The 14969-nt window shown below is 72.0% G+C and carries 13 protein-coding genes; 4 read left to right on the top strand and 9 right to left on the bottom strand.

The features are described 5' to 3' along the window. Window positions 1–52 precede the first annotated feature (52 nt). On the bottom strand, window positions 53–1528 hold the full coding sequence (locus HQ603_RS01020) for a cutinase family protein (RefSeq protein ID WP_222682537.1): 1476 nt from the start codon (window positions 1526–1528) through the stop codon (window positions 53–55). Between the two features lie 313 nt (window positions 1529–1841). On the opposite strand from HQ603_RS01020, the gene HQ603_RS01015 reads away from it, so the two are divergent. Beyond that, entirely contained in the window at window positions 1842–2483 is a 642-nt protein-coding gene (locus HQ603_RS01015; protein ID WP_308126296.1) for an FABP family protein, read from the top strand. Here HQ603_RS01015 and HQ603_RS01010 read toward each other — a convergent pair. The 6 genes from HQ603_RS01010 to HQ603_RS00985 all read right to left on the bottom strand — a co-directional run bounded on the left by HQ603_RS01010 (window position 2471) and on the right by HQ603_RS00985 (window position 10055). Beyond that, window positions 2471–2794, bottom strand: a complete 324-nt coding sequence (locus HQ603_RS01010) for a hypothetical protein (protein ID WP_261773186.1) — start codon at window positions 2792–2794, stop codon at window positions 2471–2473. The two genes, HQ603_RS01015 and HQ603_RS01010, sit on opposite strands and share 13 nt — an antisense overlap. Window positions 2795–3136: 342 nt before the next feature. Beyond that, the gene (gene cydC, locus HQ603_RS01005) at window positions 3137–4849 is read right to left on the bottom strand and encodes a thiol reductant ABC exporter subunit CydC (RefSeq protein WP_222682536.1); all 1713 of its coding nucleotides are present in this window, start codon (window positions 4847–4849) and stop codon (window positions 3137–3139) included. Further along, window positions 4846–6513 carry a thiol reductant ABC exporter subunit CydD gene (gene cydD, locus HQ603_RS01000; protein WP_222682535.1) on the bottom strand — a complete coding sequence of 556 codons (1668 nt, stop codon included), beginning with the start codon at window positions 6511–6513 and terminating at the stop codon, window positions 4846–4848. Before cydD ends, cydC begins: the two co-directional genes overlap by 4 nt. Continuing rightward, window positions 6510–7565 carry a cytochrome d ubiquinol oxidase subunit II gene (gene cydB, locus HQ603_RS00995; protein WP_222682534.1) on the bottom strand — a complete coding sequence of 352 codons (1056 nt, stop codon included), beginning with the start codon at window positions 7563–7565 and terminating at the stop codon, window positions 6510–6512. The genes cydD and cydB overlap by 4 nt, the downstream gene beginning before the upstream one ends. Before the next feature lie 10 nt (window positions 7566–7575). After that, window positions 7576–9051, bottom strand: a complete 1476-nt coding sequence (locus HQ603_RS00990; RefSeq protein WP_222682533.1) for a cytochrome ubiquinol oxidase subunit I — start codon at window positions 9049–9051, stop codon at window positions 7576–7578. A 152-nt stretch (window positions 9052–9203) separates the two neighbouring features. Beyond that, window positions 9204–10055, bottom strand: a complete 852-nt coding sequence (locus tag HQ603_RS00985; protein ID WP_222682532.1) for an aminodeoxychorismate lyase — start codon at window positions 10053–10055, stop codon at window positions 9204–9206. A 69-nt stretch (window positions 10056–10124) separates the two neighbouring features. On the opposite strand from HQ603_RS00985, the gene ygfZ reads away from it, so the two are divergent. From ygfZ to HQ603_RS00970, 3 genes are all read left to right on the top strand, one after another. Beyond that, complete coding sequence (gene ygfZ, locus HQ603_RS00980) at window positions 10125–11261, top strand: CAF17-like 4Fe-4S cluster assembly/insertion protein YgfZ (protein ID WP_222682531.1); 1137 nt, start codon at window positions 10125–10127, stop codon at window positions 11259–11261. Next, on the top strand, window positions 11258–11929 hold the full coding sequence (locus HQ603_RS00975) for an MOSC domain-containing protein (protein WP_222682530.1): 672 nt from the start codon (window positions 11258–11260) through the stop codon (window positions 11927–11929). Before ygfZ ends, HQ603_RS00975 begins: the two co-directional genes overlap by 4 nt. Window positions 11930–12035: 106 nt before the next feature. Continuing rightward, on the top strand, window positions 12036–12224 hold the full coding sequence (locus HQ603_RS00970) for a DUF3073 domain-containing protein (RefSeq protein ID WP_222676649.1): 189 nt from the start codon (window positions 12036–12038) through the stop codon (window positions 12222–12224). An 86-nt stretch (window positions 12225–12310) separates the two neighbouring features. Here the strand turns inward: HQ603_RS00970 and HQ603_RS00965 are convergent, their stop codons facing one another. Continuing rightward, window positions 12311–13768: an aldehyde dehydrogenase family protein gene (locus HQ603_RS00965; RefSeq protein WP_222682529.1), complete on the bottom strand. Its 1458-nt coding sequence runs from the start codon at window positions 13766–13768 to the stop codon at window positions 12311–12313. 60 nt (window positions 13769–13828) lie between these two features. Then, complete coding sequence (gene purM / locus HQ603_RS00960) at window positions 13829–14926, bottom strand: phosphoribosylformylglycinamidine cyclo-ligase (protein WP_222682528.1); 1098 nt, start codon at window positions 14924–14926, stop codon at window positions 13829–13831. Window positions 14927–14969: the final 43 nt, after the last annotated feature.

Genomic DNA, 14969 nt, shown 5'->3' with positions numbered 1-14969 from the left:
GACGATCGGGGCGGGGCTGTTGGCTATTTACCCGGCTCCGCCGGGCTCGCGTCTATTTACCCGGCTCCGCCGGGATGCCGAGCGATTTCAGGATCTCGTCGAACGTCGTCGGGATCGACTCCTGCTCCGGCGACGGCGGCGCGAGGTAGCCCGGGTTGACGGGCGGAATCACCCGCGGCGCGGCCGGGGGCTCGGGCGCCGTCGGCGGGGTCGGCTCCGCCGGGGCCGGTGCGGGCGGAGCCTCGCTCTGCTCGCGGGCGAGGTCCGAGATCCACCCGACGATGCGCTCGCTCTCCCAGTCGCGGCCGTTGTCGGGAAAATTGTCCCAGTAGTAGAGGTGCTGGAGGAAGCCGAGTTCGAGGTACGGCTTCTCCCACAGCTGCGAGATGTCCGCGTTGTCCTCGGCGAATCCCTCGGCCTCGGCCGCCAGCTTTGCCTCCACCACCGGGCGGCCCGGCCCCAGCGCCCACTGCACGGCGTCGGACACCTCCTGCGGCGACGGCAGCGGCGGCGTCGGGCTGGTGTCCTCGGTCCGGTCCGACACCCGGAGCATGACGTCGAGGACCGACTCGTCCGACGTCGCGAAGTCCGGGTCGGTGAAGACGTGGGCGATGGTGCGGGCGGCGAGGTCGGCCGCCGCGGCCGCGAAGTCGGTCACCAGCAGACCGGGCGCCGCGAAGGTGAAGTGCATCTGCCCGAAGACGTTCATCGCCAGGGGCAGGATGCCGAGCCGCAGCGGCGCGTCGCACGCGATGTCGCCCGGTCGACAGAACCACTGCATCTTGGGCGTGAGCGTGCCGTAGTCCTTGGGCTCGGAGGACATGAACCCGCCGCCCGACGGGCCCGGCCGGCCCAGGGAGGGCGTTCCGGCCGGGCGGTACGGGTCCCCGACCAGGGCCACTCCGGCGATGTCGTCGCTGGTCACGGTGGCGGTCGACGGGCGGGAGCCGATGTCGACGGCGAGCCGCTCCATCACCTCCGCGCCCACGCTGTAGCCCAGCAGGACGAACTTGGTGCCGGACCCGCACTTCGCCTTGTTCTCCTCCAGGAAGCGGTTGGTTCCGGCCAGGGCCTCCCGCACCGACTCCTGGTAGGTGGGCACGATCGCGGTGGCGTCGACGCCGTACGTCGAGGCGTACGGGACGTAGACCCAGCCCACGCGGCCCGGGTGATCGGCTTCGGCCTCGCCCACGGGCACCGTCACGTTGCCGGTCCAGTTCGACCACGGCAGGCGGTCCACCTCGTCCAGCGGGTTGCGGGTGGTCTCGGAGTCGGTGGCCCCCGTGACGGCGACGATGAGCACGTCGGGGCAGTCGAGGGCGTAATTGTTCGGATCGACGTCGACCTCGGTCCCCGCCCCGAAGACGTCGAGGACCGACTCCACCGGATCGTCCCCGAGGCCCAGCGGATCGGACGGGGTCACGGGAGCCGCGAGCGCCGTCGGGCCGCCCACCGTCAGGAGCAGTGTCGAGGCGACGACCACCGTTCGTCGTACTCGCGCCGTCCACTGCGTCCTCGTCACGCGCATCGATCCGATCGTCCTTCCGGGGCCTCGCCGCGGGCGTGCTGCCCGAGCGGTGAAAACCCTATGAGAGTTGTCCGGACGACGGACCCGAGCCGATTTGTCAGATCACACAGTGTTGCCCCGCGCAGTATTGACTCGGCGCGGCGTCGACTCCGCGCCCCGGTCCTGCCGCACGCCCGACCTGTGCTCGACCCCGGTTCGGCGGCGTCTACACTGGTGACGTGGTCATCTTCTTCGAGGTACTCCTGGTACTGGCGTCGATCCTCATCGCCTGGTTCTCGCTCTACGTCGTCTACCGCTTGGTCACCGACGAGTCGTGAGTGATCGGCTGAGCGGCGACGAGGCGGTCGCTCGCGCCGAGGAGCGCGCCAAGCAGACCGCGACGCGCAACATCCCGTCGCTGCCGGATCTGCCCGCGCCCGACGACACCGCGAATCTCCGCCTGGGCGAGGACATCTCGCCGGCGATGCTCGCGCTGCTTCCGCTGGTCGGGGTGTGGCGCGGCGAGGGCGAGGGCCACGACGAGCAGGGCGACTACCGGTTCGGTCAGCAGATCGTCGTGAGCCACGACGGCGGTCCGTACCTGATCTGGGAGTCCCGCAGCTGGCGCCTGGGTGACGACGGTGCCTATGCCTCGGCGGATCTGCGCGAGTCCGGCTTCTGGCGCATCAGCGGCAGCGACGCCGCGGGCGCCGAGAACCCCGAGACCCTCGAACTGCTGCTGACGCATTCCTCCGGCGTCGTCGAGCTGTACTACGGGCACGCCCGCAACCAGTCGTCGTGGGAACTGGCCACGGACGTCGTGATTCGCAGCACGTCCGCCGCGCTGGTGGGCGGGGCCAAGCGGCTCTACGGCATCGTCGAGGGCGGTGACCTCGCCTACGTCGAGGAGCGGGTCGGCCCCGACGGCGACCTCGCTCCCCGACTGTCCGCGCGCCTGGAGCGCTACGCGGGCTGACCCTCCTCGTCGGCGGCCGCCTCCTCCTGTGAGGTGTCCCCACCCTCGGCGGACTCGTCACGAGCGGACTCGCCGTCGACCATGTCCGCGAACGCCGTCCCCGAGACGGTGCCGTTGGTCCCCGGGAGCGTGACCGTCTCGCGAGCGCCGGTCTCGTAGCGTTCGTTCAGACCGTCCATCTTCTCGCCGGCCCGGTCCAGATCCTCCTGCGTCAGTTCGGGACCCACCGTCTCCTCGGCGCTGCCGTTGCTCCCGTCGTCGGTGCCGTTCTCGGTGCCGTCGCTGCCCTGATCCTGCTCGCGTCCGCTCATGACACGAGCGTGGCACACCGGCGCACCGTCGGTGGGCGTTTGCGCCGTCTGCGGTGATCCGGCACAGACTCGCCTCGTGCCGTCCATCTCCGCGAAAGACGCCCCACCACAACGGAAGCGGCCCCCGAGCCGTACCGGGTGGGCTCTCGGGAGGAGAGCCGCACCGGGTCTCGGTCTGGACTGACCGAGGGCTCGGGGGCCGGGTGACTACCTGGTATTCGCCCGCCGCTCGCGCGGAGATTCCGGTGAATACCGTCAGCGGGTGCGGCTAGCGGGCAGCCACCTCACGTGTCCACAAGTCATACAACTTCGAACCACCTCCTCTCTCGTGTACCGACGACGCTACGCCCGACCGAGCGGGGTCGGCAACGACTTTTTCTCGAGGTGAACACGGCCCGCCACAACGCCGGCGGAACCGCCGTCGGCACCGCCGATCGTGACCGTGCGGACCCCGTCCGGAACCGGGCGGTGGGTGATGACCAGCACGGTGGTCGCGGGGTCGAGCAGTCCGGAGTCGGCGTCCAGGAGGGCGGTGAGCAGGCGCGCCGAACTCGCGTCGTCGAGGTGTTCGGTCGGCTCGTCCACCACGACGACGGGCGCCTGCGAGACCACGACCCGGGCCAGCAGCAGGCGACGCCGTTGCCCGCCGGAGACCGACCGGTCGCCGCCCGTCAGCATCGTGTGGACACCGTCGGGCAGGGCGCGCACCCAGCCACCGAGTCCCGTCGCGTCGAGGGCGGCGAGAGCCTCGGCCTCGGTGAGGTCACCCCGCACCACCCGCAGGTTCTCGAACACCGTCGTCTCGAACACCCGGGCGTCCTCGGCGAAGAAGGTCACCCCGGCACGGGGGTCGTCGCCGCCGAACCCCCGCCGCACGGTGCCCGCGATCGGGGGCAGCAGCCCGGCGATCGTCAGCGCCAGCGCCGTCTTGCCGACGCCGCTGCGACCCACCAGGGCGACGCGGTCACCGGGGGCGATCGTCGTGGTGATCGGCGCCGTCGTGCGGGCGGAGTCGTAGCCGGCGACGAGGCCGTCGAGGTGGAGACCGGGCCGGTCGGTCGCCGACGCGGGGACGCGCGCCGCCCCGTCGGGCGAGGGGAGCAGCCGTGCGATGCGCCGTGCCGCGAGACGCCCGCGTACCACCGCCACCGCCGCGGCGGGGAGGACGGACGTGGCCTCGAAGGCGGCCAGGGGCACGAGGACGACGATCGCGAGCGACGTCGGTGACGTACCTCCGGCGAAGGCCGTGCCGGATCCGTACGCGACCGTCCCGACCAGCAGGGCCCCGACGACCGCGACGCCCGTCGCGAGCGGTCCCGCCGCGGCGGCGAGGGCGGACCACCGGGCGGCGCGGTCCTCCGCGGCCGCGACGTCGCGGTGCGCGGCCGCGGCCCGTCCCCGCACGCCGGCCAGCCGACCGGCGACGCGCAGTTCCGCGGCGGACTCGATCGCCAGCACCGTCGAGGCCGCCGCCTCCGCACGGGCGCGGGCGTGGTCGGCGTCGTCGTCGGTCTGGGCGCGGGCGGTGAGAATCGGCGCCACGACACCCGCGAGCAGGAAACACCCGGCGAGGATCGCGGCGGCGGCCGGCGAGAAGGCGGCGAGCAGACCCACCGACGCGACGGCGAGGACCGCGGCCACCGCCGCGGGCACGAGCGCGCGCACGACGACGTCACCGATCGCGTCGACGTCCTCACCGGTCCGGACGACGAGGTCGCCGCGCCGGAACCGCCACGCCGCCGTCGACTCCCCCTGTGCGAGAGCGCGATACAGCGCGGCGCGCAGGGCGACCGTGCCGCGGAGTGCGACGTCGTGGGTCGCCAGACGTTCGAGGTAGCGGAAGATGCCCCGGCTGATGCCGAGTGCGCGAACCGCCACGACGGCGACGGTCAGGTGCAGGACGGGCGGCATCTGCCACGCCCGCAGGATCAGCCACGCGGACAGCGCCGAGAGGGCGAGTGCGCTGCCGAGCGTCGCGACGCCGGCCAGCACGGCCCACGCGATGCGGCGACGGTCCAGGGCGGCCAGGCCGAGCACCCGGCGCAGGTCGGTCATCGCGAACTCGCCGCACGTGCGGCGGGAGCCGACACGGTCACGATCCGATCCGCGGCGGCCAGCACGTCGGGGGTGTGACCCACGATCACCACGGCGCGTCCCTCGTCCGCGAGCCGCACCAGCGCGGCGAGAACGGCGGCGGCGCTGTCGGAGTCGAGATGTGCGGTGGGCTCGTCGAGCAGCAGGACCGGCGCCGACGACGCCAGGGTCCGCGTCAGGGCGAGACGCTGCCTCTCCCCCAGCGACAGGCCGTCGCCGCCGTCGCCCAGTCGGGTCCCCCACCCGTTCGGTGCCGACGCCACGACGGCGTCGAGACCCGTCGTCGACGCGGCCGAGGCGACGAGCTCGTCGTCGTCGCACCACACGTTGTCGCGGATGGTTCCGGCCGTGATCGCGGGACGTTGGGGCAGCCAGGCCACGGACGCCCACCACCGCTCGAGGTCGAGGTCCGCGAGGTTCACGTCGCCGACCGTGACGTGCCCGCGGTCGGGATCGGTGAGGCCGAGGGCAACGGCCAGCGCGGTCGACTTGCCGGACCCGTTGGGTCCGGTCAGCACGGTGACCTCGCCGGGCCGGCACTCGGCGGACAGCCCGTCGGGCGCGGGTCCGTCCCGCCCGTCGACGGTCACGTCGTGCCACCGAAGCGGGTGCGCCACAAGCGGATCGACGGTTCCCGTGCGCGGTCTCTCCGCGTCCTCGTCGAGGAGCGCGAACACGCGGTCGGCGGCCTCCGCGCCGTCCTCGGACGCGTGGAAGGCCGCGCCCACCGCGCGCAGCGGGTAGTAGATCTCCGGCGCGAGGATCAACGCGACGATGCCGGGCGCGAGCTCCATCTCGCCGCGGACCAGGCGGAGACCGATGGTGACGGCCACCAGGGCGACGCCCAGGGACGCGAGCAGTTCCAGGACCATCGAGGACAGGAACGCGGTGCGCAGCGCGCGCATCGTGGTGCGGCGGTGGCGATCGCCGAGCTCGGCGACGCGCGTCTCGGGGCCGCGCTCCCGTCCGAGTGCCCGCAGCGTCGGGACGCCCGCCAGCAGGTCGAGCTGCCGTCCGGCCAGGGCGGCGGAGGCGTCGAGCGTGCGGCGCGAGCGTCCCTCGGTCAGCCGGCCGATGAGAATCATGAACACCGGGATCGTCGGCAGCGTCACCGCGACGACGACGGCGGAGAGCGGGTCGAACCACGCCACCACCACCAGCGCCGCGGGGGTCACCGTGGCGGCGAGGAGCAGCGACGGGACGTAGTCGGTCAGGTAGGGGCGCAGGCCGTCGAGACCGCGCGTGAGCACGGTGGTCCACTCGGCGCGTCGGTCGGCGAGGCGTCGCTCGGGCAGGCGCGCCGCGGCGTCGAGCGCCTCGGCCGTGAGGTCCTGCACCACCCGCGTCGCCGACCGGTGCGCGGTGCGCGCCCGCAGCAGCGTCGCGGCGACGCGGCCGACCACCGCGAGACCCAGAATCGTGAGTTCGACGGCCCACTCCCCCGGCGTCCGGCGGAGCGGATCGGTGACCACGCCGGCGAGAATCGTGCCCACGACGATGGCGATCACGACGACGCAGACGGTCGTGACCAGCGACAGTGCCGTCGACGCGAGCAGGTAGCGGCGGCCCGCGGCGGACCTGGTCCACAGGCGCGGGTCGACCGGTCCGCGCCGTCGCCGCGTCATCGGGCCAGACCGATCGAGTCGGGGATGTCGGCGACGGACAGCCGACGCCGGAAGACCCAGTACGTCCACGCCTGGTACCCCAGGACCACCGGGGCGACGATCACGGTCGCCCACCCCATCACCCGCAGTGTGTACTCCGACGACGACGCGTTCTCGACGGTCAGCGTCCACGCCGGATCGAGGGTCGAGGGCAGCACCGCGGGGAACAGCGAGGCGAAGAGCAGGACGACGGCGCCGGCGATGGTGACCGTGGTGCCGAGGAACGCCCACCCCTCCCGGCCGGCGTGCGCGGCGACGACGGCGGCGAGCAGAACGGCCACCGCGCCGCCGACCAGCCACCAGGTCCAGGTCTTGCCGTGGGCCAGCTGCGTCCAGAGCGCGAACGTGCCCGTCGCGGCCGTCGCCGGCAGGGCGAGTCGCCGGGCGAGCGCGTCGGCGTCGCGGTGCACGTCGCCGGACGTCTTGAGCGCCACGAACACCGCGCCGTGGAAGAGGAACAGCAGTGCCGTCGTCGCCCCGCCGAGCAGGGCGTAGGGATTCAGCAGATCGAGCAGGCCGGAGACGATCTTCTTGTTCTCGTCGACGGCGACGCCGCGCACGATGTTCGCGAACGCGACACCCCACAGCACCGCCGGCACCCAGGATCCGATGCCGATGCCCAGATCGCAGCGGCGCCGCCAGACCGGATCGTCGATCTTGCCGCGGTACTCGATGGCGCAGATGCGCAGGATCAGCGCGACCAGGATCAGCAGCAGCGGCAGGTAGAACCCGGAGAAGAGCGTGGCGTACCACTCGGGGAAGGCGGCGAACAGGACGCCGCCCGCGGTGATGAGCCAGACCTCGTTGCCGTCCCAGACGGGGCCGATCGTGTTGAGCACCACGCGTCGTCGCTTCTCGGTGATCTCCGACGACGCGCCGCGTCCTGAGACCGGGGCCGCACCGCGGCCCAGGACCGGCACGAGCATGCCGACGCCGAAGTCGAAGCCCTCCAGCACGAAGTAGCCGACGAACAGGACGGTGACGAGGACGAACCAGAACTCGGGGGTGGCCATGGCTGCGCTCCTAGTAGGCGAACGACAACGGGCGTGCGGTGTCGTCGGAATCGTCGGTGTCGTCGGTGTTCTCGGCGTGCGGGTGACGGTCGTGCCCCAGCGGCCCGGCCTGCACGTAGCGCCGCATGAGGCCGAACCACACGGCACCCAGGGCGGCGTAGACCACGGTGAAGGTCGCGAGCGAGGCGACGACGAGGCCCACCGGGTGGTCGGACACGCCCTGGTCCACGGTCAGCCGAATCATGTCGACGCCCGTCGGGTTGGGGGCGACGATCCACGGCTGGCGACCCATCTCGGTGAAGATCCACCCGGCACTGTTGGCCAGGAAGGGCGTCGGGATCGCGAGCAGCGACAGGCGAGAAAACCAGCGCTGGTCGGGAATTCGGCCGCCGCGAGTGACCCACAGGCCGGCGAGCGCGAGGGCGGCCGAGCCGGCGGCGAGGCCGATCATGGCGCGGAACGCCCAGTAGGTGACGAAGAGATTGGGGCGATAGTTGCCCGGTCCGTACATCTGCTCGTACTGCGCCTGCAGTTCGGTGACGCCCTGCACGGTGGCGCCGGTGTCGCTCTCGGCGAGGAACGAGGTCAGACCCGGGATGGCGACGATGTGCTGCACGCTGTCGCAGTCGTTGTGCGTGCCGATGGTGAGAATCGAGAACGCCGCGCCGGTCTCGGTGTGGCACAACGATTCCGCCGACGCCATCTTCATGGGCTGCTGGTCGAACATCAGCTTGCCCTGGATGTCGCCGGTGACCGCGAGGGCCGCCCCGGAGACGATCATGACGACGAAGGCCAGGCGCGCGGCGGGTCGGAACAGGGTGCGGGCGTCGGACTCCGGCCCGGTCTCACCGCGACGGGCGCTGCGCACCATCCACCACCCGGCGATGCCGGCGACGAATGTCGCTGCGGTGAGGAAGGATCCGGCCACGGCGTGCGGGAACGCGGCCAGCGCGGTGTTGTTGGTGAGCATCTCGACGATGTCGACCAGCTCGGCCCGGCCGGTGTCCGGGTTGTAGATCGCCCCCACCGGGTGCTGCATCCAGCTGTTGGCCGCGATGATGAAGTACGCGGAGGCGTTGACGCCGATCGCGACCAGCCAGATCGTCGCCAGGTGAACGACTTTCGGCAGCCGGTTCCAGCCGAAGATCCACAGCCCCAGGAAGGTCGACTCGAGGAAGAACGCGACGAGTCCCTCGAGGGCCAGCGGCGCCCCGAAGACGTCGCCGACGAAGCGCGAGTACTCCGACCAGTTCATGCCGAACTGGAACTCCTGGACGATGCCGGTGGCGACGCCGAGCGCGAAGTTGATCAGGAAGAGCTTGCCGAAGAACTTGGTCAGCCGGTACCAGGAGTCCTTGCCCGTGATCACCCACATGGTCTGCATGGCGGCGACCAGCGGGGCGAGCCCGATCGTCAGCGGAACCAACAGGAAGTGATAGACGGTGGTGATGCCGAACTGCCACCGGGAGACATCGAGTGCGTCCATGGCCAACTTCTCTCGCAGCACGCAGGACAGGGCGTTCGACCTGCAGCGACGACGCTACTACTACGCGTAGTAGTAAAGCGACGGACTGTGTCCGCGGTCATGGGCGATCCACGTCACCCGGGGGTCCGGCGTCCGGACGCACGGCGCACTGTTCAGCGCGAGACGGCGGTGTCCACCCACTCGCGGATGGCGCCGTCGAGGGCCGTGACGCCGAAGACCGTGGAGTCGAGCGTGGTGACCTTCGCCGCCAGGGTGATCGACGACACCAGCCAGACACTGTCCGCCAGAACGAGATCCGCGATCCGCAGCGGCGCCCGTCGGCACGTGAACCCGGCGTCCGACGCCGTCTCGAACAGCGCGTCGACGGTGGTGCCCGGCAGCACGCCGTGCTCCACCGGCGGGGTGGTCACCACCCGGTCGGTGACGGCGACGACGGTCGAGCGCGGCCCCTCGAGGACGTAGCCCTCGGCGCTGCGGAAGATCACGTCGTCGAAGCCCTCGCGCTGCGCGTGCCGCAGCGCGGCCATGTTCACCGCGTAGGACAGCGTCTTCGCCCCGAGCAACGTCCAGGGCGCGTCCGCGGCCACGTCGACGGAATATCCCCGGGCCAACGTCGTCGCGGTCACCCCGGCCGCGCGCGCCGAGGCCACGCGCGGCGGAATCGCCGACACCGTGACCACCGCCGTCTCGCCGCCGTCGTCGAACTCCCGGCCGCGGCTGAGGTAGAGCCGCATCGCGCCCTCCTCCGCCGTGCCCCAGGCCGTCGCGGCGATGCCGATCGCGCGGGTCCAGGCGTCGAGGTCGGGCTCGCCCAGGTCCACGGCCGCCGCCGACCGCCGCAGTCGCGCCAGATGTGCGTCCAGTCGACAGACCGTCCCGTCGCGCACCAGCAGGGTCTCGAAGACGCCGTCGCCGCGGACGGCCCCGAGATCGTCCGCGTGCAGCACGGGCACGGCCGGATCGAGGACGTCGCCCGCCAGGGTCACCACGACGCGAGAGGTCATGGCGACAGGGTAGTGCCGAGTACCCGCCGCCCCCTGCAGGCCGCCCGCACACGCTTCTAGACTGGTCGGGTGGCCGTCTCTCCCGATCGCACGTCCCCGCCCTCCCCCGTTCTCGGCCGTCCGGGGGCCGTCGCCTCCCCGGCCGACAGCCCCGACGTCGGCACCGCCTGGCACTACGGCGATCCGCTCGGCGAGCAGCGCGCCGCCACCACCTCCGTCGCGGTGGTCGACCGCAGCACCCGCGCGGTGCTCGCCGTCACCGGCGAGGAGCGCCTCACCTGGCTGCACACCATCTCCTCGCAGCACATCGCGTCGCTGCCGGACGGCCGCTCGGCGGAGAACCTGAGCCTCGACGTCAACGGCCGCGTCGAGGACCACCTGGTGCTGACCGACCTCGACGGCACCACGTGGATCGACACCGAGGCCGCGCGCGGCCCCGCTCTGCTCGGGTTCCTGACGAAGATGGTGTTCTGGTCGAAGGCGGAGCCTCGGGACGGCGGCGAACTGGCCGTGCTGTCCTTGATCGGCCCGCAGGCCCCGTCCGTGTTGCGGGCGGTGGGCGCGCCGGTGCCGGAGATGCCGTACGACGCAGCGGCGCTGCCGGGGGGCGGTCCCGGTTTCGTCCGCCGCATGCCGTGGCCCTCGCGCACGGACTCGTTCGACGTCCTGGTCCCGCGCGACCGCCTCGAGGAGTGGTGGGCGACGTTCGTCGTCGCCGGCGCGCGGGAGGCGGGCAGCTGGGCGTACGAGGCGTTGCGCGTCGAGACCGTGCGCCCCCGCCTGGGCCTGGACACCGACGAGCGGACCATTCCGCACGAGGTGGGCTGGATCGGCGGCGTCACCGAGTTCGGCGCGGTGCATCTGGACAAGGGGTGCTACCGCGGACAGGAGACCGTCGCGCGCGTGCACAACCTGGGCAAACCACCCCGGCGTCTGGTGCTGCTGCACCTCGACGGGTCGGCGGACGGGCGCCCCGAGACGGGTGACGAGGTCACCGCCGAGGGACGCACGGTCGGCCGCGTCGGCACGGTGGTGGACCACTTCGAACTCGGCCCGATCGCCCTGGCCCTGATCAAGCGGGCCGTGCCGGTGGACACCGCGCTGACCGCGGGGCCGTGCGCGGCGTCGATCGATCCGGACTCCTACACCCCGGACACCGCGATCCAGGCCGGTCGCGCCGCCGTCGATCGGCTGCGTGGCCGGTGAGTCTTGATCCCGCGGGGCGGGTGCTCGACGTCTGCGTGGTCCACACCATCCACCCGATCTCGCGCCCGGCCGTCGTCGACTCCGCGATCGACAAGCGCTCGGTCGCCGGTCCCGTCGAGGTCGCCGAGCTCGGACTGGTCGGTGATCGATCCTGCGACGTGACGTTCCACGGCGGGGCGGATCAGGCCGTCTACGCCTACGACGACGCGGAAGCGGCGCGGTGGGCGAGCGAGCTTGGTCGGCCCGTGCCCGCCGGCTGGTTCGGGGAGAACCTGCGGGTGTCCGGCGTCCCGGTGACGGACGCCGTCGTCGGCTCGCGGTGGGCGGTGGGCACCGCCGTGCTCGAGGTCACCATTCCCCGCCGTCCCTGCGCCGCGTTCGCGCGCTGGATGGGTGAGTCGCGGTGGGTGAAGCGGTTCACCGAGCGCGCCGACGTCGGCACCTACCTCCGCGTGCTGCGGCCGGGGCACCTCGCCGCGGGTGACCACATCGAGGTCACGGACGTCCCCGACCATGGTGTGACGGTACGTGATCTGTTCCTCGGCAGCTCGGTCTCGGCGATGGACACCCTGCTGGACATCGAGGGTTTCGCTCCCAAGGTGTACCGGGAGGCGCGGGACATGGCGGCGCGGGCGCGACGACGCGCGGCGCCACTCGATGCGGTGTGAGCGCGTCGGACATTTGCAGGCTATGGTGTGGGGCAGGAAGAACACACAATCAGACGGGGCCGCCAAAAAATCCCAGGCCGCCCCGCTATTCGCGAGGGGGTTAGCCATGGGCCGCGGCCGGGCTAAGGCAAAGCAGACCAAGGTTGCACGTGAGCTCAAGTACAGCTCGCCGTCGACGGACTTCGAATCTCTCCAGCGAGAGCTCGCAGGCTCCCCCGACTCGCACCGCAACGGACTCGTCGACCGGGAACCGTCCCGGTACGAGGACGACGAGTACGAAGATTGGCGGCGCTGACCACCTCATACCGACGCACGACGTGCGGGGCACCCCTCGGAGAACCGAGGAGTGCCCCGCACGTCGTCGTGTAGCGGACCGATCGATCAGACGGCGTACTCCCGACGGGTGTGCTGCACGCTGATCCAGTGATCGGTCGTGAACTCGTCGATGGCCCACTCGCCGCCGAATCGACCGATCCCGGAACCTTTTTCGCCCCCGAACGCCGTGTTGGGTTCGTCGTTGACGGTGGTGTCGTTGACGTGGGTCATCCCGGCGTCGATGCGCAGCCCCACCCGCACCGCCCGGTCGACGTCGCGGGAGAACACGGCGCTCGACAGGCCGTACTCGGTGTCGTTCGCGATGCGCACGGCGTCGTCGTCGTCCCGCGCGCGGATCACCGTGGCCACGGGGCCGAACACCTCCTCCGCGGCGGTGGCGACGTCGTTGGTCCCCAGCAGCAGATGCGGGCCGAGGACTCGGCCGGCGGGGCCGGATCGCTCCCCGCGGACGCGCACCTCCGCTCCGTCCTTCTCCGCCCGCTCGATCAGGTCGAGTACGTGTCCCAGCTGGTCGTCGTCGACGATCGGTCCGATCTGCGTGGCCGGGTCCTTCGGGTCGCCGGTGACCAGGGACCGCACCCGTTCGGTGAGCCGGTCCACCACGTCGTCGTACACGGCGTCGGCCACGACGATGCGGTTGGTGGCCATGCAGATCTGCCCCTGGTGGAAGAACGAGCCGAACGTCGCGGCATCGACCGCGGCCTCGACGTCGGCGTCGTCGAGGATCAGCAGCGGACCGTTGCCGCCGAGTTCGAGAGCCCGGCGCGTCATGGGGGCCGTCGTCGCGAGGTGCTCGCCGACGGGCGTCGAGCCGGTGAAGGAGACGAACCGGGTGAGCGGGTGGGTGGCCACGACGTCCCCGATCTCACGGCTCGGGCCGATGACCACGGACAGCACCCCGGGCGGCAGTCCGGCTTCCTCGAGGATCTTGGCCAGGAGCAGACCGCCGGTGACCGGGGTCGAGCTCGCGGGCTTGAGCACCACGGCGTTGCCCAGCGCGAGCGCGGGCGCCACCGACCGGGCCGAGAGTTGGAGCGGGAAGTTCCACGGGCTGATGACGGTGACCACGCCCAGCGGCCGCCGGTACACCCGGTTCTCCTTGCCCGGGATCAACGCCGCGGGCAGGATCGCCCCGGCCGCCCGCGTGGGATAGCTCGCCGACTCCAGCAGAACCGCGCGGACCGCCGTCCATTCCCACTCGGCGCGGGGACGGATGCCGCCCGCCTCGCGGATCAGCCAGTCGACGATCTCGTCCCGGCGGTCCTCCATCATCCGCGCGGCGCGGTGGAACACGTCGGCGCGCTCGGTCGGCAGCGTCGCGGCCCAGTCCGGCTGCGCCTCCGCGGCGCCACGGAACGCCGCGTCGGCGTCGTCCGCGTTGGCCAGCGGGAGCCGCACGAGCACGTCGTCGGACCAGGGGTCGACGTCGTCCGCCGTCTCACCCAGTCGCCCGACGCGCCACCGGCCGGCGATGGGCATGGTGTCGAATCCGTCGTAGGTCATGCGCGACGGGTGCCCGTGCGGACGGCCGGGAAACGGCCGACCGCCTCGCGGGACGGGACGTCAGAAGCGCGGGTGGTTCCCCACCAGCACGGCACGCTCGTCCGAGCCGTTGTCGGCCTTGCGCACCGTGCCGAGGGTCCAGCAGTCGATGTGGCGGGCCGTGAGCACGGCCATGGCGCGGTCGACGTCCTCGGGAGCGACGACGGCCACCATGCCGACGCCCATGTTGAACGTCTTGTCCATCTCGGCTCGCTCGACGCGGCCGCGCTGGGCGATCATCGCGAAGATCGGGGCCGGCGACCACGTGCCGCGGTCGAGTTCGGCGACCAGACCCTTCGGCATGACGCGAGCGAGGTTGGCCGCCAGTCCGCCGCCGGTGACGTGGCAGAACGTGCGCACGTCGGCCTCGGCGGCGAGCGCGAGGCAGTCCTTGGCGTAGATGCGGGTGGGTTCGAGCATCTCCTCGCCGAGGGTGCGGCCGAACTCCTCGACGTGACCGGTCAGCGACATGCGGCTGATCTCGAGCAGCACCTTGCGGGCCAGGGAGTAGCCGTTGGAGTGCAGCCCGGACGAGCCCATCGCGATGACGACGTCACCGGGACGCACCCGGTCCGGCCCCAGCACGTCGTCGGCCTCGACGACGCCGACGCCGGTGGCCGAGAGGTCGTATTCACCGTCGGCCATCATGCCGGGGTGCTCGGCGGTCTCGCCGCCGAGCAGGGCGCACCCGGCCTGCACGCAGCCGTCGGAGATGCCGGCGACCAGCTGGGCGACGTGTTCGGGCACCACGCGGCCGACTGCGATGTAGTCCTGCAGGAACAGCGGCTCGGCGCCGCACACCACCAGGTCGTCGACCACCATGGCGACCAGGTCGATGCCCACGGTGTCGTGCTTGTCCAGCGCCTGCGCCACGGCCAGCTTGGTGCCGACGCCGTCGGTGGAGGCGGCGAGGAGGGGCTCCCGGTACCCGCCCTTCAGCGCGAACAGGCCCGCGAATCCGCCGAGGCCACCCATGACCTCGGGCCGCGTCGCACGCTTGGCCAGCGGCGCGAACAGCTCGACGGCGCGGTCACCCGCCTCGATGTCCACCCCCGCTGCCGCGTACGACGCGCCTCCCGAGGACGGGACGCTGCCGTGCTGCTGGGTGTCGTCGGTCATGGGTGTCGCGCTCCGTAACTGCTGTCGGGGGACGGCCCGGAAC

It is taken from the genome of Rhodococcoides corynebacterioides (genome assembly GCF_019834675.1).
In the GTDB taxonomy this organism is placed as follows: domain Bacteria; phylum Actinomycetota; class Actinomycetes; order Mycobacteriales; family Mycobacteriaceae; genus Rhodococcoides; species Rhodococcoides corynebacterioides_A.
This window is presented reverse-complemented; position numbering and strand designations above follow the sequence as displayed.

Coding starts and splice junctions, on each gene's coding strand:
- cydD (WP_222682535.1), bottom strand. CDS start 6,513: ATGACGCGGCGACGGCGCGGACCGGTCGACCCGCGCCTGTGGACCAGG.
- HQ603_RS00990 (WP_222682533.1), bottom strand. CDS start 9,051: ATGGACGCACTCGATGTCTCCCGGTGGCAGTTCGGCATCACCACCGTC.
- cydC (WP_222682536.1), bottom strand. CDS start 4,849: ATGACCGACCTGCGCCGGGTGCTCGGCCTGGCCGCCCTGGACCGTCGC.
- HQ603_RS00965 (WP_222682529.1), bottom strand. CDS start 13,768: ATGACCTACGACGGATTCGACACCATGCCCATCGCCGGCCGGTGGCGC.
- HQ603_RS01020 (WP_222682537.1), bottom strand. CDS start 1,528: ATGCGCGTGACGAGGACGCAGTGGACGGCGCGAGTACGACGAACGGTG.
- HQ603_RS01010 (WP_261773186.1), bottom strand. CDS start 2,794: ATGAGCGGACGCGAGCAGGATCAGGGCAGCGACGGCACCGAGAACGGC.
- HQ603_RS00970 (WP_222676649.1), top strand. CDS start 12,036: ATGGGCCGCGGCCGGGCTAAGGCAAAGCAGACCAAGGTTGCACGTGAG.
- purM (WP_222682528.1), bottom strand. CDS start 14,926: ATGACCGACGACACCCAGCAGCACGGCAGCGTCCCGTCCTCGGGAGGC.
- HQ603_RS00985 (WP_222682532.1), bottom strand. CDS start 10,055: ATGACCTCTCGCGTCGTGGTGACCCTGGCGGGCGACGTCCTCGATCCG.
- cydB (WP_222682534.1), bottom strand. CDS start 7,565: ATGGCCACCCCCGAGTTCTGGTTCGTCCTCGTCACCGTCCTGTTCGTC.